Below are 19,622 nucleotides of genomic sequence, written 5' to 3' on the forward strand. Positions count from 1 at the left end.
TTAACGGTGGCTCGCTTCTTGGTGACGCGGGTGCCACCATTCGGTGGGACCGCTCGGCCCCGGCGCTGCATCCGGTAGCGGCGCCGCCGGCCGGGCACGGGGGTCATCCAGACCGAACAGGCGGGATATGAGGGGACAAGGACACCAGAGTTTCGTCGACGAGCTGGCGCGTTTCGCCGCCGGCCACGCCGACCCGCGCCTGACGGCGATCGCGCGGCGATCGGCCGCGCCCCTGCGCGTCGCGGTGCGCGGCCGCCGGGGGTCGGCTGCCACACGGTGCGCCGCGCCCTGGACGGCGCGGGACGCGCGGCGGGGATCGCCGTCGAAGGCCCGGGGTCCGAGCGCGACGCCGACGCGGTGGTCTACGTGCTCACCGAGGTGGTCAAGCCCGAGGACACCCAGGCGATCGCCCAGGACTCGGCGGCGGGGCGCCCGGTGCTGGCCGTGCTGAACAAGGCCGACCTGGCGGGCTCGCTGTCCGGCCGCGGCGACGGCCCGATCGCGGCGGCGCGCGCCAGGTGCACGGAGCTCTCGGCGCTGATCGGCGTGCCGCTGGAACCGATGACCGGTCTGCTCGCGGTCGCCGCCCTCGACGACCTGGACAGCGCCCAGTGGACGGCGCTGTCCGCGTTGGCCGCGCACCCGGGCACCGCGTGCTTCGACGGCTCCTTCGCCGCGTTCCTGGCCGCCGACGCCCCGGTGCCGACCGAGGTGCGCCGGCGCCTGCTGGACACCCTCGACCTGTTCGGCACCGCGCTGGCGGTGGCCGCGTTCCGGCAGGGCCGAACCCCGGCCCAGGTGCTGGCCCTGCTGCACCGGATGAGCGGCGTCGACGCCGTCCTGGCCACAATCGGCGCGCTGGGCGCCGAGGCGCGCTATCAGCGGGTGCTGGACGCCGTGGCCGAGCTCGAGGCGCTGGCCGCCGCAGGCGGCAGGCTCGCCGAGCGCATCAGCGGGTTCCTGTCCCGCGACGACACCGTGGTCGCGCGGATGGCGGCCGCGGTGGACCTTGCCGAGGCCGCCGGGCTGGAGCCGGGTGACCCGCAGCACCTCGACGCGCATCGCGACCCGTCCGCGCACCTGCCTCGGGCGGTGCGCTGGCAGCGCTACAGTCGCGCGTCGGCCAGCGAACTGCACCGCGCCTGCGGCGCCGACATCGCCCGCGGATCGCTGCGGCTGTGGTCCCAGGCCTGCGGGTCTCTGCCGGGGGCGTCCTGGTGAGCGGCGGGACAAGCGACGATCCCGTCGCCGCGGTGGACGCTCTGGTGGCCGCCGCCGGTCCGGGACTGGATCCGCCCGCGATTCAGCGCAGCGACGCGGTGCTGGTGACGGGCCCGTGGATGGCCGGGGTCACCGCGGTCGCCGACGCCCTGCGGAAGCGGCTGCCGCAGCACAAGTTCGTCGAGTCCACCGACCTGGAGCCCGGCGAGGCGCCGACGGTCGTGGTGTTCGTCGTGTCCGCGGCGGCCAACCTGACGCCGTCGGACTGCGCCCTGCTGGACGCGGCCACCGAGCACACCGACGCGGTCGTCGGTGTGGTGTCCAAGATCGACGTTCATCTCAACTGGCGCGACATCGTCGCCGCCAACCGCGACTCGCTGGGCGCGCACGCGCCCCGCTACGGGCGGGCGCCCTGGGTGGGAGCGGCGGCCCTGCCCGACCTGGGCGATCCCGACGTCGACGACCTGGTCGACGCCGTCTCGGCCCAGCTCGACGACCCCGAGCTGGCCCGGCGAAACAGGTTGCGGGCATGGGAATCCCGGCTGCAGACGGTGGCCCGGCGGTTTGACCGCGAGGTCGAGGGCCGGGCCGGCGGGCCCGCGTCGAGGCGCTGCGCGAGGAGCGCAGCGCCGCGCTGCAGCAGCGGCGTCAGGCGAAGAGCGAGCGCACCATCACGCTGCGCAGTCAGATCCAGCAGGCTCGGGTCGCGCTGTCCCACTCGGCGCGTAACCGGTGCGCGACCGTGCGCACCGAACTGCAGGAGTACGCGGCGGGTTTGTCGCGGCGCAACATGGCCGGCTTCGAGGCGGTCACCCGTGACCAGCTGGACGGGGCGATCGCCGAGGTGAGCGAAGGCGCCGACGCGCAGCTGGCCGAGGTGGCGCAGGCGATGGATGTGCCGATGGAGCTGCCGCCGCTCGAGCGGCTGCCGGCGGTCGACGTCTCGCCGCCGCCGCTGAAATCTCGCCGCCAGGAAACCTGGCTGATGATCCTGCTGGGCGTCGGGTTCGGCCTCGGGGTGGCGCTGACGCTGGGCCGGCTGATGAGCGGCCTGGCCTCGCGGCTGAACCCCGCGCTGGCCGTGGTGGCCGCCCTGGCGTGCGTGGCGATCTCGGTGGGGCTCACCTTCCTGGTGATCAACATCCGTGCGTTGCTGCACGACCGGGCGCTGCTGGACCGCTGGGTCGGCGACGTCACGGCGTCGCTGCAGTCGGTCGCCGAGGAGCTGGTCGCCACCCGGGTGCTGGTCGCCGAGTCGGTGTTGAGCAAGGCGCTGCTCGCTCAGGACGAGACCGAGAACGCGCAGGTGTCCGCCTCGGTGGGTGCCATCGACACCGAGCTGCGTGAGCACGCCCTGGCCGCGGCGCGGGCGTCGGCGGCGCGCGATCGGGAGATGCCCGCGGTGACGGCGGCCCTGGCGGCCGTGCGTGCAGAACTGGGGGAACCGGGTATACGAAAAGACGAAAGTCACCCCGAGAACGCCGACGGTGACGAGACCGAAAAACCCGCCCCGAGGAGCGAAGATGGCGACCCGTCCGGATCTTCTGAATCGTTGTTGTGAGAAGGCTTATACCTGCCCGAGACTCACCCGACAAGCTCCTCACGATAACCTGTAGTTAACGCCACCAATTCCTTAATTGTGTGGGCGAGAGCATAGCGAGCCACACCAGCCCGATACGCAGAATCCAGGAGAGTTCGATGACCTCAGCGACCATTCCCGGTTTGGACACAGCACCCACGAACCACCAGGGCCTGCTGTCATGGGTGCAGGAGGTCGCCGAGCTCACCCAGCCCGACCGGGTGGTCTTCGCTGACGGCTCCGACGAGGAGTTCAACCGGCTGGCCAACCAGCTGGTCGAGGCCGGGACGCTGAAGAAGCTCAACGAGAAGAAGCACCCCAACTCCTACCTGGCGCTGTCCGACCCGTCCGACGTGGCGCGGGTGGAGTCCCGGACCTTCATCTGCACCGAGCAGGAGGAGGGCGCCGGGCCGACCAACAACTGGATGGACCCGTCCGAGATGCGGTCCATCATGACCGACCTCTACCGCGGTTGCATGCGCGGCCGCACCATGTGGGTGGTGCCGTTCTGCATGGGCCCGCTGGGTGCCGAGGACCCGAAGCTCGGCGTGGAGATCACCGACTCCGAGTACGTCGTCATCTCGATGAAGGTGATGACGCGGATGGGCAAGGCCGCGCTGGAGAAGATGGGCGACGACGGGTTCTTCGTCAAGGCGCTGCACTCGGTGGGCGCGCCGCTCGAGCCGGGCCAGAAGGACGTCCCGTGGCCGTGCAACGACACCAAGTACATCACCCACTTCCCGGAGACCCGCGAGATCATGAGCTACGGCTCGGGCTACGGCGGTAACGCGCTGCTGGGCAAGAAGTGCTACTCGCTGCGCATCGCCTCGGCGATGGCCCACGACGAGGGCTGGCTCGCCGAGCACATGCTGATCCTCAAGCTCATCTCCCCGGAGAACAAGGCCTACTACTTCGCCGCGGCGTTCCCGTCGGCGTGCGGCAAGACCAACCTCGCCATGCTGCAGCCGACCATTCCGGGCTGGCGCGCTGAAACCCTCGGTGACGACATCGCCTGGATGCGGTTCGGCAAGGACGGCCGCCTGTACGCCGTCAACCCCGAGTTCGGTTTCTTCGGCGTCGCGCCGGGGACCAACTGGAAGTCCAACCCCAACGCCATGCGCACCATCGAGGCCGGCAACACCGTCTTCACCAACGTGGCGCTCACCGACGACAACGACGTGTGGTGGGAGGGCCTGGAGGGCGACCCGCAGCACCTGACCGACTGGAAGGGCCGCGACTGGACGCCCGAGTCCGGCGAGAAGGCCGCCCACCCGAACTCGCGCTACTGCACCCCGATGTCGCAGTGCCCGATCCTGGCCCCGGAGTGGGACGACCCGCAGGGCGTGCCGATCTCGGGCATCCTGTTCGGCGCCCGCCGCAAGACCACGGTGCCGCTGGTGACGCAGGCCCGCGACTGGCAGCACGGCGTGTTCATGGGGGCCACCATGGGCAGCGAGCAGACCGCCGCCGCCGAGGGCAAGGTCGGCACCGTGCGCCGCGACCCGATGGCGATGCTGCCGTTCCTGGGCTACCACGTCGGCGACTACTTCCAGCACTGGCTCGACCTGGGCAAGAACGCCGACGAGTCCAAGATGCCCAAGGTGTTCTTCGTGAACTGGTTCCGCCGCGACGAAGACGGCGGCTTCCTGTGGCCGGGCTTCGGCGAGAACAGCCGCGTGCTCAAGTGGATCGTGGACCGCATCGAGCACCAGGCTGGCGGCCAGGACACCCCGATCGGCATCGTGCCGACCGCCGACGACCTGGACCTGGACGGCTTGGACGTCGACGGCGGTGACGTGGCCAAGGCGCTGGCGGTCAACGCCGCCGAGTGGCGCGAGGAACTGCCCCTGATCGAGGAGTGGTTCGAGTTCGTCGGCGACAAGCTGCCCACCGGTGTCCGCGACGAGTTCGAGGCGCTCAAGCAGCGGCTGTCCGAAGCGGGCTGAGCCCGCTCGTCGGCTGGCTAGGCGCCGCGCCGCGAATCGGGGCTGGCCTTCTTCTCCGCGTACATCAGCTGATCGGCGCGCGCCAGCAGCTCGTCCACGGTGGCGGTGTCGGACACCGGCGCCCGCACCAGGCCGATGCTGGCCGACAGGCGGTAGGGCCGGTCGCCGGCCTGATTGAAGTTCCCGAACGCCTCGGCCAGGCGGTCCTTGAGTGACGCTGTGTCCCCGTCGTTTTCGGTGACCATCACGCAGAATTCGTCGCCGCCGATGCGCGCGAGGATGTCGGATTCGCGCCGAATGGCGCGCAGCACGTGGGCGACGTCCTTGATCAGGGCGTCGCCCACATCGTGGCCCTGCTCGTCGTTGACCTTCTTGAGACCGTCGACGTCGAGGAACGCGAGCACGCAGTTGTGGCCGAGATGGTGTGCCCCCCTGAGCTTTTGTTCGGCCAAGAGATAAAAGCCGCGACGATTGTTCAGCCCGGTCAGCTCGTCGGTCACCGACAGCCGGCGGATCTCCTCGTTGGCGTTCTGCAGCGCGGCGGTGCGGTCGCGGACGCGCTGCTCCAGTTCGGAGTAGACCTGGATGTTCTCCATGGCGATCGATGTCGAGTCGGCCAGGGCCTGCAGCAGGTGGACCTCTTGCTCGGACGGCTGATGCGTGGTGGCCCAGTAGTTTCCGATCGCGCCGATCGGATCCAGCTTGCGGATCGGGACCATCACCAGGCTCTTGACGAACGTCGGGCGGTACAGGGTGTGCGGGATGCGCGAGTCGCTATAGATATCGGGGATGACCGCCGCGTCGCGGTTGAGCATCGCCCACCCGCTGATGCAGGACCGGATCGGGAAGCGGCTGCCCTTCCACAGCGGGGCGATCGCGTCCTCGTCGGCGTAGTAGCAGCGGTCGTTGTCGCGCAGCACGAACGTGGCGCCGTCACAGCCGGTGAGTTCACGCGCCTGGGTGCGCACGATCCGCTGGATATCGGGCAGGCTGCGGGCCAGCGACAGCTCCTGGACCGCGTGCACCAGACGCTCCATGCCGTCGACATAGTCGGACACGGCGAATTTGCGGTTCGGCGCGCGAGGCGTGGCGAAGGCCGCAGGCTCCGATACCTGCTCGGCGGTCATGCGCGCCTCCGGTGCGAGAAGTGGCGTCCCCGCCAAGGCTAACTTCCACGGCCAACGGCAGTGTACTTAACTGCGTTATCCCCGGCGACTTTGCCGGTGCTGGGCCGCCGTCCGCCGAAATCCCCGGGACCGCTGGCCGCACCGCGGCCCGAGCGGTTCCGCGGCGGCCCCGCGCGGGTTTGCTGGCGCGGGGTACGGCGACCACTTAACACCCGTCAAGTTTGGCGGCGGTACAGTCTGCGCATGCAGATCCGCCCGTATGTCGGCGCCGACAAACCTGCTGTCATCCTGTACCCGTCCGGAACGGTCGTCACCTTCGACGACCTCGAGGCCCGTGCCAATCGGCTGGCGCACCGGTTCCGCGAGGCGGGCCTGCGCGAGGGCGACACCGTCGCCATCCTGATGGAGAACAACGAGCACATCCACGCGGTGATGTGGGCGGCTCGACGCAGCGGTTTGTACTACGTGCCGATCAACACCCACCTGACCGCGGCAGAGGCGGCTTACATCATCGACAACAGCACCGCGAAGGCCATCATCGGCTCGGCGGCGTTGCGCGACACCCTCGCCGGCCTGGGCGAGCAACTGCCGGGCGGGCTACCGGAGTTGCTGCTGATCGCCGACGGTGACCTGCCCGGCTGGGAGCGTTACCCGGAATGCGTTGCGGGCCAGCCTGATACCCCGATCGACGACGAGATCGAGGGCGACCTGCTGCAGTACTCGTCGGGCACCACCGGCCGGCCCAAGGGCATCAAGCGCGAATTGCCGCACGTGCCACCGGCCGAGGCGCCCGGCATGATGTCCGCGCTGGTTGGTTTCTGGATGACGCCCGACTCGATCTACCTCAGCCCGGCCCCGCTGTACCACACGGCGCCGTCGGTGTGGTCGATGAGCGCGCAGGCCGGCGGCATCACCACGGTGGTGATGGAGAAGTTCGACGCGCAAGGATGCCTGGACGCGATCCAGCGGCACCGCGTCACGCACGGCCAGTTCGTCCCGGCGATGTTCACCCGCATGCTGAAACTGCCTGAGCAGGTTCGTCATTCGTACGATCTGACCAGCCTGCAGCGGGTGATGCACGCCGCGGCCCCGTGCCCGGTGGAGATCAAGAAGCAGATGATCGACTGGTGGGGGCCCATCGTCGACGAGTACTACGCGTCCTCGGAAGCGCACGGGTCGACACTGATCACCGCCGAGGAGTGGCTGGCGCATCCGGGTTCGGTCGGCAAGCCCATGGGCGGCGCCGTGCACATCCTCGACGAGCACGGCAACGAGCTGCCGCCCGGACAGGCCGGGGAGATCTACTTCGAGGGCGGCTACGCCTTCGAATACCTCAACGACGCGGCGAAAACCGCCTCATCGCGCGACAAGCACGGCTGGGCCACCGTCGGGGACATCGGCTACCTCGACGACGAGGGCTACCTCTACCTGACCGACCGGCGCCACCACATGATCATCTCCGGCGGGGTGAACATCTACCCGCAAGAGGCCGAGAACCTTCTGGTCACCCACCCGAAGGTGCTCGACGCCGCGGTGTTCGGGGTGCCCGACGACGAGATGGGCCAGCGCGTCGTGGCGGCCGTGCAGACCGTCGACCCGGCCGACGCCACCGACGCATTCGCCGACGAGTTGACGGCGTGGTTGCGAGACCGGTTGGCGCACTACAAGTGCCCGCGATCGATCGACTTCGAGGCCCAGCTGCCGCGCACCGACACCGGCAAGCTGTACAAGAACGGGCTGATCGAGAAGTACTCGGTGTGACCGATGCTCCGGGTGGTCGAGCTGTCGAGCGCGCCGCAGGACGGCCCGGCGTCGCCGCCCGGGGTGATCGTCGCCGTCGGCTCGGCCACCGACATCGCCGAGGACGAATTCTGGCTTGACGCAGCAACTTTCACGCTGACCGAGGACCCGTGCGGCGACCGCCGCGCGGTCACCGTCGATTCGGTGGCGGCGACGGTGGACGAGCTGACCGCCCGCTGCCGGCGCTGGCCGCACGCCAGTGGGATCTGCGACGACGTGTTGCGCGCGGTGGATCCGCGCGGCCCGACCCTATCGGGGGTGGTGGCGGAGTCGCTGGCGTACTCGACCCTGCAGGCCGGCCCGAGTTCGCGCGGTGGTTGCGGGATCGCGGCCCGGTCCGGATGCCCGAGATCCCCGACCCGGTGCGGGCGAGCCGCGACGGCGACGTCGTGCGCATCGCCTTCAACCGGCCGCAACGGCACAACGCGTTTTCCACCGATGCCCGCGCCGCGCTGTTGGAGGCCCTGACCGTCGCGCAGCTGGATCCCTCGGTCACCGGTGTCGTGTTGAGCGGCGCCGGCCCGTCGTTCTGCAGCGGCGGTGACCTGGCCGAATTCGGCACCTTCGCCGATCCGGCGAGCGCGCATCTGGCCCGTACCCGCTACAGCCCCGCCCTGGCACTCGATGCGCTGGCCGCCCGGCTCGGCCGCGCGTGCCGGGCCGAGGTGCACGGCCGGGTGATGGGCAGCGGCCTGGAGATGGCGGCGTTCTGCGGGTGGGTCAGCTCCCGCGACGACGCGGTGTTCGGGCTCCCCGAGCTGGCGTTGGGACTGCTGCCCGGGGCCGGTGGCACCGTCAGCGTCCCGCGGCGGATAGGCCGTTGGCGCACAGCGTATCTCGTGTTGTCAGGCCGCACCATCGATGCCGACACCGCGTCGGCCTGGGGGCTGGTCGACGAGATCTGTGGTCAGAAGCCCGAATAGGTGGTGGTGGTCGTGGACGGGATGGACGACACGATCGCCGCGAACATGGCGAACCACAGCACGACACCGATCACCGCGACGACGGCGCCCACGACCGCGCCGATGATGGCCCACTTCTTGGCGTTGTTGGCGGCCTCCTGCGCCTCGGCGTAGCGGCCCTGAGCCCACAGCCCGGACACCTTGGTGGAGTAGACGATCGACACGATCCCGAGAGGCAGGCAGCACAGCACCGTGCACAGGATCGCCCACACCAGATAGTTCTCGGGCTCCTGCCAGCCCGGCTGGGGCGCCGGCCATCCCGCGGGCGGGGGCTGGCCGTGCCACCCCGGCGGCTGCTGAGCCTGCCAGCCGACCGGCTGCTGGCCCTGCCATTCCGGTTGCTGGCCTTGCCATTCCGGCTGCTGTCCCGGCCATTCTGGCGAACCTCCGGGCGGCACGGGGGGATAACTCATGGCGGCTGCCTTTCCCTGTAATTCCCTCGGCTGGCGAACAGCTTTACTTCCATACCGGTTTGCCGGCCGGAGAAGTCAGGCAAATATACAGCAAACTTTGTTCTCGGGCCGTGAGATTCGTGAGCCGGATCAGATCCCGCCCCGCGTCACCAATTGCCGGGCAATCACATTGCGCTGGATCTCGTTGGTGCCCTCACCGACGATCATCAGCGGCGCGTCCCGGAAGTAGCGCTCGACGTCGTATTCGGTGGAATAGCCGTAGCCGCCGTGGATTCGCACCGCATTCAGCGCGATCTCCATGGCGACCTCGGAGGCGAACAACTTGGCCATCCCGGCTTCCATGTCGCATCGTTCGCCGCTGTCGTATCGCTCGGCGGCATACCGGGTGAGCTGGCGGGCCGCGGTGAGCTTGGTCGCCATGTCGGCCAGGTAGTTGCCGATCGACTGGTGCTGCCAGATCGGCTGGCCGAAGCTCTCGCGCTGCTGGGCGTAGGCCAGCGCATCTTCGAGCGCGGCGGTGGCAACGCCCAGGGCGCGGGAGGCCACCTGGATGCGTCCGGTCTCGAGTCCCTTCATCATCTGTGAAAAGCCCTCGCCCGCAATGCCACCCAGCAACGCCGCCCGCGGCGCCCGGAAGCCGTCGAACGACAGCTCGCAGGACTCGACGCCCTTGTACCCCAACTTCGGCAGGTCCCGCGACACCGTCAGGCCCGGCCCGTGCTCGACGAGCACGATCGAGATGCCCTTGTGGCGCGGCCTGGCGTCCGGATCCGTCTTGCACAGCAGGGCGATCAGCCCGGACCGGCGCGCGTTGCTGATCCAGGTCTTGGACCCGTTGATCATCAGGTGATCGGCGTCGCCGGGGTCGGGCAGCGCGGTGGTCGTCATGTTCTGCAGATCCGAGCCGCCGCCGGGCTCGGTCAGCGCCATGGTGGCGCGCACCTCGCCGCTGGCCATCCGCGGCAGGTAGGTCCGCTTCTGGTCCTCGGTGCCGAACAGCGTCAGCAGCTTGGCGACCACAGTGTGCCCGCCCATCGCACCGGCCAGGCTCATCCAGCCGCGTGCCAGTTCCTCGGTAACCCGCACATAGCACGGCATCGACACCGGTGAACCGCCGTACTCCTCCGGGACGGCCAGACCGTAGATGCCGATCCGCTTCATCTGCTCGATCCACGCCTCGGGATAGGTGTTGGCGTGCTCGACCTCGCGGATGCCCGGCTTGACGTCGCGGTCGACGAACGCCCGCACCGTGGCGACCAGCATCTCTTCTTCGTCGTTCACCTGTGATCACCCTTAGCCTTGATGGTGGCGCCCCGCTTCGCCCGGCTTCACCGCGCTCGCGATCACCACGAAGTTGACCCTCGATTCCACAGCCTGCCAGCATGGGTCGTTGTGACTAGTGACGGGTATGCGGGGATTCGCGAGGGCGGGCCGTACTTCGACGATCTCGCGGTGGGGCAGGTCTTCGACTGGGCGCCGTCGATGACATTGTCGTCCGGGCTGGCGGGCGCGCACCAGGCGATCGTCGGGGACCGGCTGCGGCTGGCGCTGGACGCCGATCTGTGCGGGGCGGTGACCGGCCTGCCGGCGCCGCTCGCGCATCCGGGGCTGGTATGCGACGTGGCGATCGGGCAGTCGACGCTGGTGACCCAGCGGGTCAAGGCCAACCTGTTCTATCGCGGCCTGGTGTTCCACCGGTTCCCGGTCATCGGCGATTCACTCTATACCCGCACCGAAGTGGTTGGGCTGCGGGCGAATTCGCCCAAGCCGGGCCGGGCACCGACGGGACTGGCGGCGCTGCGGATGATCACGATCGACCAGGCCGATCAGCTGGTGCTCGACTTCTACCGGTGCGGCATGCTGCCGGCCAGCCCGGATTTCACGCCCGACGACGCTCCACACGACGATCTGTCCGCCATCGGCACCGACGTGCCCGGGCCGGCCCACGATCCGACCGCGCAGTGGGACGGCGCGGTGTTCCGCGGCAAGGTGCCCGGCCCGCACTTCGACGCCGGCCTGGCCGGTTCGGTGTTGCGCAGCACCGCCGACGTGGTCAGCAGCGCTCCCGAACTCGCCCGGCTGACTCTGAATATCGCTGCGACACACCACGATTCGCGGGTCGGCGGTCGCCGGCTGGTCTACGGCGGGCACACCATCGGGCTGGCGCTCGCGCAGGCGAGCAGGCTGCTGCCCAATCTGGTGACGGTCCTGAACTGGCAATCCTGCGACCACACCGGCCCGGTGCACGAGGGCGACACCCTGTACAGCGAGCTGCACGTCGAGTCCGCCGAGCCGACCGAGCACGGCGGCGTGCTGGGCCTGCGGTCGCTGGTGTACGCGGTCAGCGACACCGCCGGTGAACCGGACCGTCCCGTGCTGGACTGGCGGTTTCACGCGCTGCAGTTCTGACCAGGCTTTGCCGGTCGCCGCGACGCCGCGCACCGCGCGCACAATGGGGGCGTGAGTTCGGCGTCGTCAGTGGGGGAGTCCCGGCAGGTCAAGGAGTGGGGGAGCAGCGGGCTGGCCTACTTGACGGGCCTGCCCGACGGTCCCGCCGACTTTTCCCGCGCCGGCGTGCTGACCCGCGCCCGCGACGTCGCCGCGGCCACCGCTGACCGGCTGGGCATCGACGTCGACGCGGCGAGCCTGCTGACGGGGCGGGCCGCCTTGCTGGGGCTGACCCGCGGCGGGCGGGTGTCGCCGGGCGGCGCCACCCGGCTGCTCGCCGCCCGCGACGGCCGCTGCGCGCTCACCCTGTCCCGCGCCGACGACCTCGACACCGTGCCGGCGCTGCTGCAGGCCGACGAGGTGGCCGACAACCCATGGCCGGAGCTGCAACGCTGGGCCGCCACCCGCCCGGTGGCCGAGATCGTCGACCGGGCCGGGCTGCTGGACATTCCGGCGGCGGGCCTGGGTGAGGCGGCGCCCACACCGCCGCGGGTGCGCGCGATCGGAGCACCGGCGGCGCCGCGGACACCGCGGCAACTGCTGGTGGCCGATCTGTCCTCGATGTGGGCGGGACCGCTGTGCGGGCGGCTGCTGGCCCGCGCGGGCGCGACCGTCGTCAAGGTCGAAAGCCCCCGCCGCCCGGACGGCACCCGCGGCGGACACCCGGCCTTCTTCGACTGGGTCAACGGCGAAAAGCTCAGCTATGAAATCGATTTCGACCGCCAGGCCGACGAACTGGGTGAACTGCTGGCGGTCAGCGACATCGTCATCGAAGGCTCGCGCCCGGCGGCGCTGGCGCGCCGAGGCCTCGGGCCCGACGACGTCGCGCCGCGAGCGGGCCGAATCTGGTTGCAGATCACCGGATATGACGGCCTGCGCCCGGGATTCGGCGATGACACCGCGGTGGCCGGTGGCCTGGTGGGCACCAGCGCCGAGGGACCGGTGTTCTGCGGTGACGCCATCGCCGACCCGCTGAGCGGGCTGGAAGCCGCGCTGGCGGTGGGCGAATCGCTGGGCCGCGGCGGCGGCGAATTGATCGGCCTATCCATGGCCGGGGTCGCCGCGACCTACGCGGCCCTGCCGGTCGAGCCGTCGGCATCGTCGGCGCCGGTATCGGCGCCGACGGCCCCGCCCGCGCCGCATCCGGCGTCCGCGCCGGGCGCCGACAACGAGGCGGTGCGCCACCTGGTCACCCAAAGACGGCTGCTGCCATGCTGATTCAGCGGGCAACCTTGCTGGACGGCACCACGACAGACATCCGGGTGGGCGCTCTGATCGAGGAGATGGCGCCGCCGGGCGAAGGTCTGGTGCCGCGGGCGGGGGAGGGCGTGCTGTACGCGGGCGGCGGCGCGGTCCTGCCCGGGTTGCACGATCACCATGTGCACCTGCGCTCGGCGGCCTCGGCGCTGGATTCGTTCTTCGTCGGACCGCCCGGGGTCAGCACCGAGTCCCAGCTCACCCAGCTGCTGGCGAACGCCACACCGGGCCCCGACGGATGGATTCGCGCTGTGGGATACCACGATTCGGTCGCCGGCGAACTCGATCGGGGCGCCCTGGACGCCATCGTTCCGCACGTTCCGGTGCGCATCCAGCACCGCAGCGGGGCGCTGTGGATCCTGAATTCCGAGGCGCTGGGACGGGTCGGCCTGGCCGAGCATCCCGACGGGCGGCTGCGCAGCGCCGACCGCGGCTGGTCGCTGGCGCTGCAGCGACGCGAAACCGACCTGGCCGAACTCAGCCGCCGGATCACCGCCACCGGTGTCACCGGCGTCACCGACGCGACCCCCGATCTCGACGCCGGCGACATCGAGTCGCTGACGACCTCGCACGAGTGCGGCGAGTTCCGGCCCCGGCTGAGTTTCCTGTCGCCGGGCAAGAAGATCCTGCACGACGACCACCTTGACCTGGACGGCCTCACGGAATGGATTGCGCGCCAACACGACAGCGGGCAGCCGGTTGCCGTGCACTGCGTGACCGCCGCCCAGCTGGTGGTGACCATCGCGGCCCTGCGCGCGGCCGGCGGCCATCCGCGAGACCGCATCGAACACGCCGCCGTGGTGCCCGACGACAACCTGGCCGACCTCGCCGAGCTCGGGATCACGGTGGTGACGCAGCCCAACTTCGTCGCCGAGCGCGGCGACCAGTACCTCGCCGAGGTGCCCGCCGCCGAGCACGATCAGCTGTGGCGCGTCGCCTGCCTGCGTGACGCGACGGTGCCCGTCGCGCTGTCCACCGACATGCCGTTCGGCCACGGCGACCCGTGGACGGCGATGCGCGCCGCGGTGCACCGCACCACGCCGCAGGGCGCCGTGCTGGGCCCGCGCGAATGTGTCTCCGCGCGAGAGGCTTTGACGATGTTTCTGGGCCGGCCGGATCAGCCCGGCCGGCCGCGCACCGTGGAGGTCGGGCAGCCGGGGGACCTGTGCGTGCTGAACGAGCCGCCCACGATCGCACTCGCCGCCCTGGACGCGGGGCTGGTGGCGGCCACCGTCATCGGCGGTGAGCTGGTGTACTTCGCGATGTGAGGCGGATCAAGCGGTGGGCGCCAGCGCCGCGCGTAGGCTGTCGCATTGGCTCTCGAAAAACCGCCGAGACACTTGGGCTTTCGGCAACACCAGGTCGAAGCCGTGAAAGGCGCCCGGAATGGTTTCGACCTGGCACGGCACCCCGGCGGCCCGAAGTCGTTCGGCGTAGGCCAGGTCTTCGTCGTGGAACAGGTCGTGCGTGCCCACCCCGATCCAGGCCGGCGGCAACCCGCTGAGGTCGTCGCGGCGCCCGGGGACGGCGACCTGCGGGTCGGCGTTGCCGAGATACGCCGCCCAGCCAAACCTGTTGCTGCGGTTGTCCCACAGCCGGTAGTTCGGGCTCGGCGCGGTGGCCGAACTGCGGTCGTCCAGCATGGGATAGGTCAGCAACTGGAACGCCGGGCTCACCTCGGCGCGGTCGCGGGCCAGCAGGGCCAGCGCCGCCGCCAGCCCGCCGCCGGCGCTGGCGCCGCCGATCGCGATGCGGTAGCGGTCCACCGACGGCAGCCCGGCCAGCCACGTCAGCGCCGAATAGCAGTCCTCCAGCGGTGTGGGATATGGATGTTCGGGCGCCAGCCGGTATTCCACCGACGCGACGGTGATGCCCAGCCGCCTGCTGAACCCGCTGCAAAGCTGGTCGTCCTGCTGGGCGGTGCCGATGACGTAGCCGCCGCCATGGATCCACAGCAGGGCGGGCGTGGTCTCGGTGGGCCCGGCGGGACGGAACAGCCGGACGCCGGCCCCCGAATCGAGGGTGAGCGCCTCGACGTCGGCGACAGGCTTGCCGAGGCGCCCCCGCCACGCGATTCCCGCCCGCATGAGCGGCAGGGTCCGGGGGCCGACGAGCCGGCGCGGGGCGAAGCGGGCAAATCGCTGCAGGTCAGGATGAACATCGTTGTTCGTCACCGGACAAGTATCACCGACACGGAAAATCGGGGGGACGGCGATGCGGGATCTGCCGTGCGCCCTACGACGTCAGGAGGCAGCGTGACCGTCGACAAGCCCATGCTGGATTCGCGCTCGGTCCAGACGGCCCTCGGGACGATCCGGGTTCAGCTGAGCGCGGGTACCGGGCCGGCCGTCCTGATGTGGCCCAGCCTGTTGATGACCGGCGACCTGTGGGCCGGCCAGGCCGCGCACTTCGGCGAAACCCATCGCCTGGTGCTCATCGACCCGCCCGGCCACGGCGGCAGCGCGCCGCTGCGTTCGATGTTCAGCTTCACCGACTGCGCGCGGTGCGTCGTCGACCTGCTGGACGGCCTCGACATCGACCGGGCGCACTTCGTCGGCAATTCGTGGGGCGGGATGATCGGCGGCACCTTCGCCGCGCTGTATCCGGACCGGCTCGACCGCGCGGTGCTGATGAATTGCACGGCGTCGAAAGCCGGTGTCGCGCAGAAGATGCAGTATGCGGCCCTGGTGCGGTTGGCGACCGCGCTGGGTGGGATCCGGCCGCCGCTGACGCGCTCGGCCATCCGCGCTTTCCTGGGGCCGACGACGTTGCGCACCCGCCCCGACGTGGTCGACACGGTGCGGGCCAACGTGCGCTCGGTGAACACCGATTCGGTCCGCTGGGCGGTGCGCAGCGTGGTCTCGGCGCGACCGGACCAGCGCGCGCTGCTGGCCCGCGTCACGTCCCCGGTGCTGGTGGTCGCCGGCGCCGAAGACGCCACGTTCCCGGTGGCCGAAACCCGCGTCATGGCCGACTCGATTCCGGGGGCGTCGTTCACGGTGCTCGACGGCGTCGCGCACCTCGCGGCGCTGGAGGATCCGGCACGGGTGAACCAGCTGCTGGACGCGTTCTTGTTCGGCTGAAATGCCGGGCAGATCACCAGGATTGAGCCGCATCCGGTTCCCCGTCGGGGGTGGCGCCGGCGCCCGGAGGCCGCCGCTTAATGAACCATGCCGGGCGCCGCACCGTAGCCGCAGGAAGAGAAATGGATTAGTCGAGCCACGATCGGGGTATCGGAGCAATGCTGACGCGCGAACTTGGCGTCAGCTTGTTGTGTTTGCCGGTGCGTCGCCGCGACGTCCCGCACGGGACCGAGCGCCGCCGCGTCGCCCGATCGGCCAGGACGCGAGGGACGTGGAATGCTGGGGCAACTTTACGATCGGGCACTGGGCGGGGAGCGATGTTGGATCCGTCATGAGGACGGCGAACTGCGGCCACTGCCGGCGCACCGATGGTTGGGTGCGCGATGTCCCGGTGATGGATCTGGTGACGCCTTCGACGAGGTCTTCGACGAAGCCGTCACGCAGATGTGCACCGGGCCCACGATCGAGCTGGGCTGCGGTCCAGGCCGTTTGGTGGCCAGGCTGATTCAGCGCGGCATCCCCGCCCTCGGCATCGACCGGTCCGCGACCGCCATCCAGCTGGCGGGCCGGGGTGGCGCGCCAGCCCTGTTGGGCGACGTGTTCGAGCCGCTGCCGGGAACGGGTCTGTGGCAGACGGTTCTGCTGGTCGACGGCAACGTCGGGCTCGGCGGGGACCCGCGCCGAATTCTGGGGCGCGCCTTCGAACTGCTGGCCCGCGGCGGCCGTTGTATCGCCGAATTCGACGCCGAGGCCATCGGTATCTGTTCGCGATGGGTGCGGCTGGAGGCGGCGGGCGAGGTCGGGCCCTGGTTTCGCTGGGCATCCGTGGGAGTGGACGCCGCCGCCGCCCTGGCCGCGCAGGTGGGGCTGACGCTGACCAGCGTCAGCCTGGTCGGCGGTCGGGTGATCGCCGACCTGACGGCCCGCTAAGCGTGTCGCACACAGCAAAATTCGCCGAACTCAGCGAACCGCGAAAAACGGTTCAAACAGCGTAGATATCGAACTCAGCGAGCGGGCCGGGCAAAGCGATTTCGCCACGTTCGCCCGTTCTGCGGAAACGTCAGTTTGCGAATCCCCGCGAGGGGTACAGTCCCCTGCATGACGGTGAGTGGACCGGGCGTTACCGATTGCGTGAAATGGTTGCTGCGGGCCCGCGCCGGCGACTATGCGCTGGCGTTGAGTGTCGCCGGGGCTTCGCTACCCGTAGTCGGCAAGCACCTTGAGCCGTTGGGCGGTCTGACCGCCATGGGCGTGTGGGGCGCGCGGCACGCCCCGGAGGCGTTCTCCGCGGCGACCAAGGATTGGTTCACGCCAGGGATCAACGACGTCCGGCGCCGCGACCGGGAAAGCACCCGAGAGGTCTCCCTCGCCGCGCTGCGCGGGGTCGTTTCGGCCGCAGACCTCGAGACGGACTGGCCGGTCGCCGAGAAGACGCCGCCGATCTGGGACGGTCTGCGCCAGCGCCGCTACCTGTACCGCCGCGCCGTCCACTACGGCGACCACCCCGATCAGGTGCTCGACGTGTGGCGGCGCAAAGACCTGCCCGCGCAGCCCGCGCCGGTCCTGATCTTCCTGCCGGGCGGCGCCTGGGTGCACGGCAAGTGCATGGGCCAGGGGTCGGCGCTGATGTCCCGGCTCGCCGAGCAGGGCTGGGTGTGCCTGGCGGTCAACTACCGCGTCTCGCCGCACCACCGCTGGCCGCGCCACATCATCGACGTCAAGACCGCCATCGCGTGGGCCCGCGCCAACGTCGACAAGTTCGGCGGCGACCGCGATTTCGTTGCGATAGCGGGTTGTTCGGCCGGCGGCCACCTGTGCGCGCTGGCCGGGCTGACGCCCGACGACCCGCAGTTCCAGGCGAAGCTCCCCGAGGGCGCGGACACCTCGGTGGACGCCGTCGTCGGGATCTACGGCCGCTACGACTGGGAGGACCGCTCGACGCCGGAGCGCGAACGGTTCGTCGAGTTCCTGGAGCGGGTCGTGGTCAAGAAGTCGATCGCCCGTCGCCCCGAGATCTTCCGCGACGCGTCCCCGATCGCGCGCGTGCACCGCAACGCGCCGCCCTTCCTGGTCATCCACGGCAGCAAGGACACCGTCATCCCCGTCGAGCAGGCGCGCAGCTTCGTCGAGCGGCTGCGGGCGGTGTCGCATTCGATGGTCGGCTACCTCGAATTCCCCGGGGCCGGCCACGGGTATGACCTCATCGACGGCGAGCGCGCCGGCGCCGCAGCGCACGTCGCGTCGCTGTTCCTCAACCAGATCTACCGCACCAAGACACGCGTCGGGGCAAAAGAGGTTATCTGAACTGCCGGCGCTGAGTATGGTCCCTCTATGGGTAAGGGGCAGCGGTGAAGAGGCTTAGCGGGTGGGACTCTGTACTGCTGTACAGCGAAGCGCCGAACGTGCACATGCACACCATCAAAGTGGCCGTCATCGAGCTCGACGCCGACCGCCGATCGCTGGACGTCGACTCCTTTCGTGAAGTCATCGCCGGGCGGCTGCACAAGCTCGATCCGTTCTGCTACCAGCTCGTCGAGGTGCCGCTGCAGTTTCACCACCCGATGTGGCGGGAGAACTGTGAACTCGACCTGAACTATCACATCCGTCACTGGCGGGTGTCGCCGCCGGGCGGCCGCCGCGAACTGGACGAGGCCATCGGGCAAATCGCAAGCACGCCGCTGGATCGCAGCCGCCCGCTGTGGGAGATGTACTTCATGGACGGCTTGGCCAACAACCGGATTGCGGTCGTCGGCAAAATCCACCACGCCCTCGCCGACGGTGTTGCGTCGGCGAACCTGCTGGCCCGGGGCATGGACCTGCAACCCTGCCCGGAGGACAAGCCGTACCTTTGCGACCCGGCTCCCACCACCCGGCAGCTGATGGCGTCGGCGTTCGCCGACCACCTGCGCCACGTCGGGCGGCTGCCGCACACCATTCGCTACACCGCCCAGGGGCTGGGCCGGGTGCGCCGCAGCGCGCGCAAGTTCTCCCCGGAACTGACGCGGCCCTTCGAACCACCGCCGACCTTCATGAACCACAAGATCACCGCGGAACGGCGGTTCGCCACCGCCACGCTGGCGCTTGCCGACGTCAAGGAGACCGGCAAGCGGCTCGGGGCCACGATCAACGACATGGTGCTGGCCATGGCGTCCGGCGCGCTGCGCACCCTGCTGTTGCGGTACGACGGCCAGGCCGTGCCGCTGCTGGCGTCGGTGCCGATGAGCTTCGACTTCTCGCCCGAACGGATCTCCGGCAATCGCTTCACCGGCGTGCTGGTGGGCCTGCCGACCGATTCCGACGATCCGCTGGAGCGGGTGCGGTGCAGCCACGAGAACGCGATCGCCGCCAAGGAAAGCAACCAGCTGATGGGGCCGGAGCTGGTCAGCCGGTGGGCGGCCTACATGCCGCCCGCACCCACGCAGGCCTTCTTCCGCTGGGCGTCCGGGCGCGACGGGCACAACAAGATCCTCAACCTGAACATCTCCAATGTGCCCGGCCCCCGGGAACGCGGCCGGGTGGGCGGCGCGCTGGTCACCGAGATCTATTCGGTCGGCCCGCTGACCGCCGGCAGCGGCCTCAACATCACCGTGTGGAGTTACGTCGATCAGCTCAACATCTCGGTGCTCTCCGACGGGTCGACGCTCGAGGATCCGCACGAGGTTTCCGAGGCCATGGTCGCCGACTTCATCGAAATTCGCAGGGCCGCAGGGCTTTCCGAGGAGCTGACGGTCATCGAGGCCGCGATGGCTCCGGCATGATCGATCGGAATCACCTTCGGCGGTAAGC

At 70.0% G+C, this 19,622-nt stretch carries 13 protein-coding genes and 3 pseudogenes; 12 read left to right on the forward strand and 4 right to left on the reverse strand.

All coding sequences use genetic code 11. From position 1 onward, the window contains the following. The first annotated feature begins 127 nt into the window (after positions 1 to 127). The 3 genes and pseudogenes from B9D87_RS20630 to B9D87_RS20640 all read left to right on the forward strand — a co-directional run bounded on the left by B9D87_RS20630 (position 128) and on the right by B9D87_RS20640 (position 4,746). Positions 128 to 1,221: pseudogene (locus tag B9D87_RS20630) on the forward strand (hypothetical protein). Beyond that, a pseudogene (locus B9D87_RS20635) lies at positions 1,218 to 2,782 on the forward strand (hypothetical protein). The pseudogenes B9D87_RS20630 and B9D87_RS20635 overlap by 4 nt, the downstream one beginning before the upstream one ends. 137 nt (positions 2,783 to 2,919) lie before the next feature. Then, positions 2,920 to 4,746, forward strand: coding sequence for a phosphoenolpyruvate carboxykinase (GTP) (locus tag B9D87_RS20640; protein ID WP_007769101.1), 1,827 nt, complete (start codon positions 2,920 to 2,922; stop codon positions 4,744 to 4,746). Between the two features lie 17 nt (positions 4,747 to 4,763). On the opposite strand, the gene B9D87_RS20645 is transcribed toward B9D87_RS20640, so the two are convergent. Beyond that, positions 4,764 to 5,873 carry a sensor domain-containing diguanylate cyclase gene (locus B9D87_RS20645; protein ID WP_007769098.1) on the reverse strand — a complete coding sequence of 370 codons (1,110 nt, stop codon included), beginning with the start codon at positions 5,871 to 5,873 and terminating at the stop codon, positions 4,764 to 4,766. Positions 5,874 to 6,116: 243 nt separating this feature from the next. Here B9D87_RS20645 and fadD4 point away from each other — a divergent pair, with 243 nt between their 5' ends. Next, positions 6,117 to 7,634: a fatty-acid--CoA ligase FadD4 gene (gene fadD4 / locus B9D87_RS20650; RefSeq protein WP_007769096.1), complete on the forward strand. Its 1,518-nt coding sequence runs from the start codon at positions 6,117 to 6,119 to the stop codon at positions 7,632 to 7,634. A 3-nt stretch (positions 7,635 to 7,637) separates the two neighbouring features. Then, positions 7,638 to 8,596, forward strand: a pseudogene (locus B9D87_RS20655) (enoyl-CoA hydratase/isomerase family protein). Here B9D87_RS20655 and B9D87_RS20660 read toward each other — a convergent pair. Together B9D87_RS20660 and B9D87_RS20665 are read right to left on the reverse strand one after the other, a co-directional pair. Then, positions 8,581 to 9,048: a CD225/dispanin family protein gene (locus B9D87_RS20660; RefSeq protein WP_007769093.1), complete on the reverse strand. Its 468-nt coding sequence runs from the start codon at positions 9,046 to 9,048 to the stop codon at positions 8,581 to 8,583. The pseudogene B9D87_RS20655 and the gene B9D87_RS20660 sit on opposite strands and share 16 nt — an antisense overlap. A gap of 129 nt (positions 9,049 to 9,177) precedes the next feature. Next, positions 9,178 to 10,329 carry an acyl-CoA dehydrogenase family protein gene (locus B9D87_RS20665; protein ID WP_007769091.1) on the reverse strand — a complete coding sequence of 384 codons (1,152 nt, stop codon included), beginning with the start codon at positions 10,327 to 10,329 and terminating at the stop codon, positions 9,178 to 9,180. A 111-nt stretch (positions 10,330 to 10,440) separates the two neighbouring features. Here B9D87_RS20665 and B9D87_RS20670 point away from each other — a divergent pair, with 111 nt between their 5' ends. The 3 genes from B9D87_RS20670 to B9D87_RS20680 are packed head-to-tail and all read left to right on the forward strand — an operon-like array spanning position 10,441 to position 14,021. Beyond that, positions 10,441 to 11,457: a MaoC family dehydratase gene (locus tag B9D87_RS20670; protein ID WP_007769089.1), complete on the forward strand. Its 1,017-nt coding sequence runs from the start codon at positions 10,441 to 10,443 to the stop codon at positions 11,455 to 11,457. A 51-nt stretch (positions 11,458 to 11,508) separates the two neighbouring features. Next, the gene (locus tag B9D87_RS20675) at positions 11,509 to 12,714 is read left to right on the forward strand and encodes a CoA transferase (protein ID WP_238553372.1); all 1,206 of its coding nucleotides are present in this window, start codon (positions 11,509 to 11,511) and stop codon (positions 12,712 to 12,714) included. Continuing rightward, positions 12,708 to 14,021 (forward strand): amidohydrolase family protein, encoded by a 1,314-nt coding sequence (locus B9D87_RS20680; RefSeq protein WP_007769086.1) that lies wholly within the window; start codon positions 12,708 to 12,710, stop codon positions 14,019 to 14,021. The genes B9D87_RS20675 and B9D87_RS20680 overlap by 7 nt, the downstream gene beginning before the upstream one ends. Before the next feature lie 6 nt (positions 14,022 to 14,027). Here B9D87_RS20680 and B9D87_RS20685 read toward each other — a convergent pair whose 3' ends face one another. Beyond that, positions 14,028 to 14,927, reverse strand: a complete 900-nt coding sequence (locus B9D87_RS20685) for an alpha/beta hydrolase (RefSeq protein WP_007769084.1) — start codon at positions 14,925 to 14,927, stop codon at positions 14,028 to 14,030. Between the two features lie 99 nt (positions 14,928 to 15,026). On the opposite strand from B9D87_RS20685, the gene B9D87_RS20690 reads away from it, so the two are divergent. The 4 genes from B9D87_RS20690 (at position 15,027) to B9D87_RS20705 (ending at position 19,594) form a co-directional block, all read left to right on the forward strand. After that, the gene (locus B9D87_RS20690; protein ID WP_174320883.1) at positions 15,027 to 15,836 is read left to right on the forward strand and encodes an alpha/beta fold hydrolase; all 810 of its coding nucleotides are present in this window, start codon (positions 15,027 to 15,029) and stop codon (positions 15,834 to 15,836) included. 276 nt (positions 15,837 to 16,112) lie between these two features. Beyond that, the gene (locus tag B9D87_RS20695; RefSeq protein WP_007769080.1) at positions 16,113 to 16,766 is read left to right on the forward strand and encodes a class I SAM-dependent methyltransferase; all 654 of its coding nucleotides are present in this window, start codon (positions 16,113 to 16,115) and stop codon (positions 16,764 to 16,766) included. A gap of 168 nt (positions 16,767 to 16,934) precedes the next feature. After that, positions 16,935 to 18,140 (forward strand): alpha/beta hydrolase, encoded by a 1,206-nt coding sequence (locus B9D87_RS20700; protein ID WP_040629429.1) that lies wholly within the window; start codon positions 16,935 to 16,937, stop codon positions 18,138 to 18,140. A 44-nt stretch (positions 18,141 to 18,184) separates the two neighbouring features. Next, positions 18,185 to 19,594 carry a WS/DGAT/MGAT family O-acyltransferase gene (locus B9D87_RS20705; RefSeq protein ID WP_007769074.1) on the forward strand — a complete coding sequence of 470 codons (1,410 nt, stop codon included), beginning with the start codon at positions 18,185 to 18,187 and terminating at the stop codon, positions 19,592 to 19,594. Positions 19,595 to 19,622: the final 28 nt, after the last annotated feature.

The organism is Mycobacterium colombiense CECT 3035, assembly GCF_002105755.1.
In the GTDB taxonomy this organism is placed as follows: domain Bacteria; phylum Actinomycetota; class Actinomycetes; order Mycobacteriales; family Mycobacteriaceae; genus Mycobacterium; species Mycobacterium colombiense.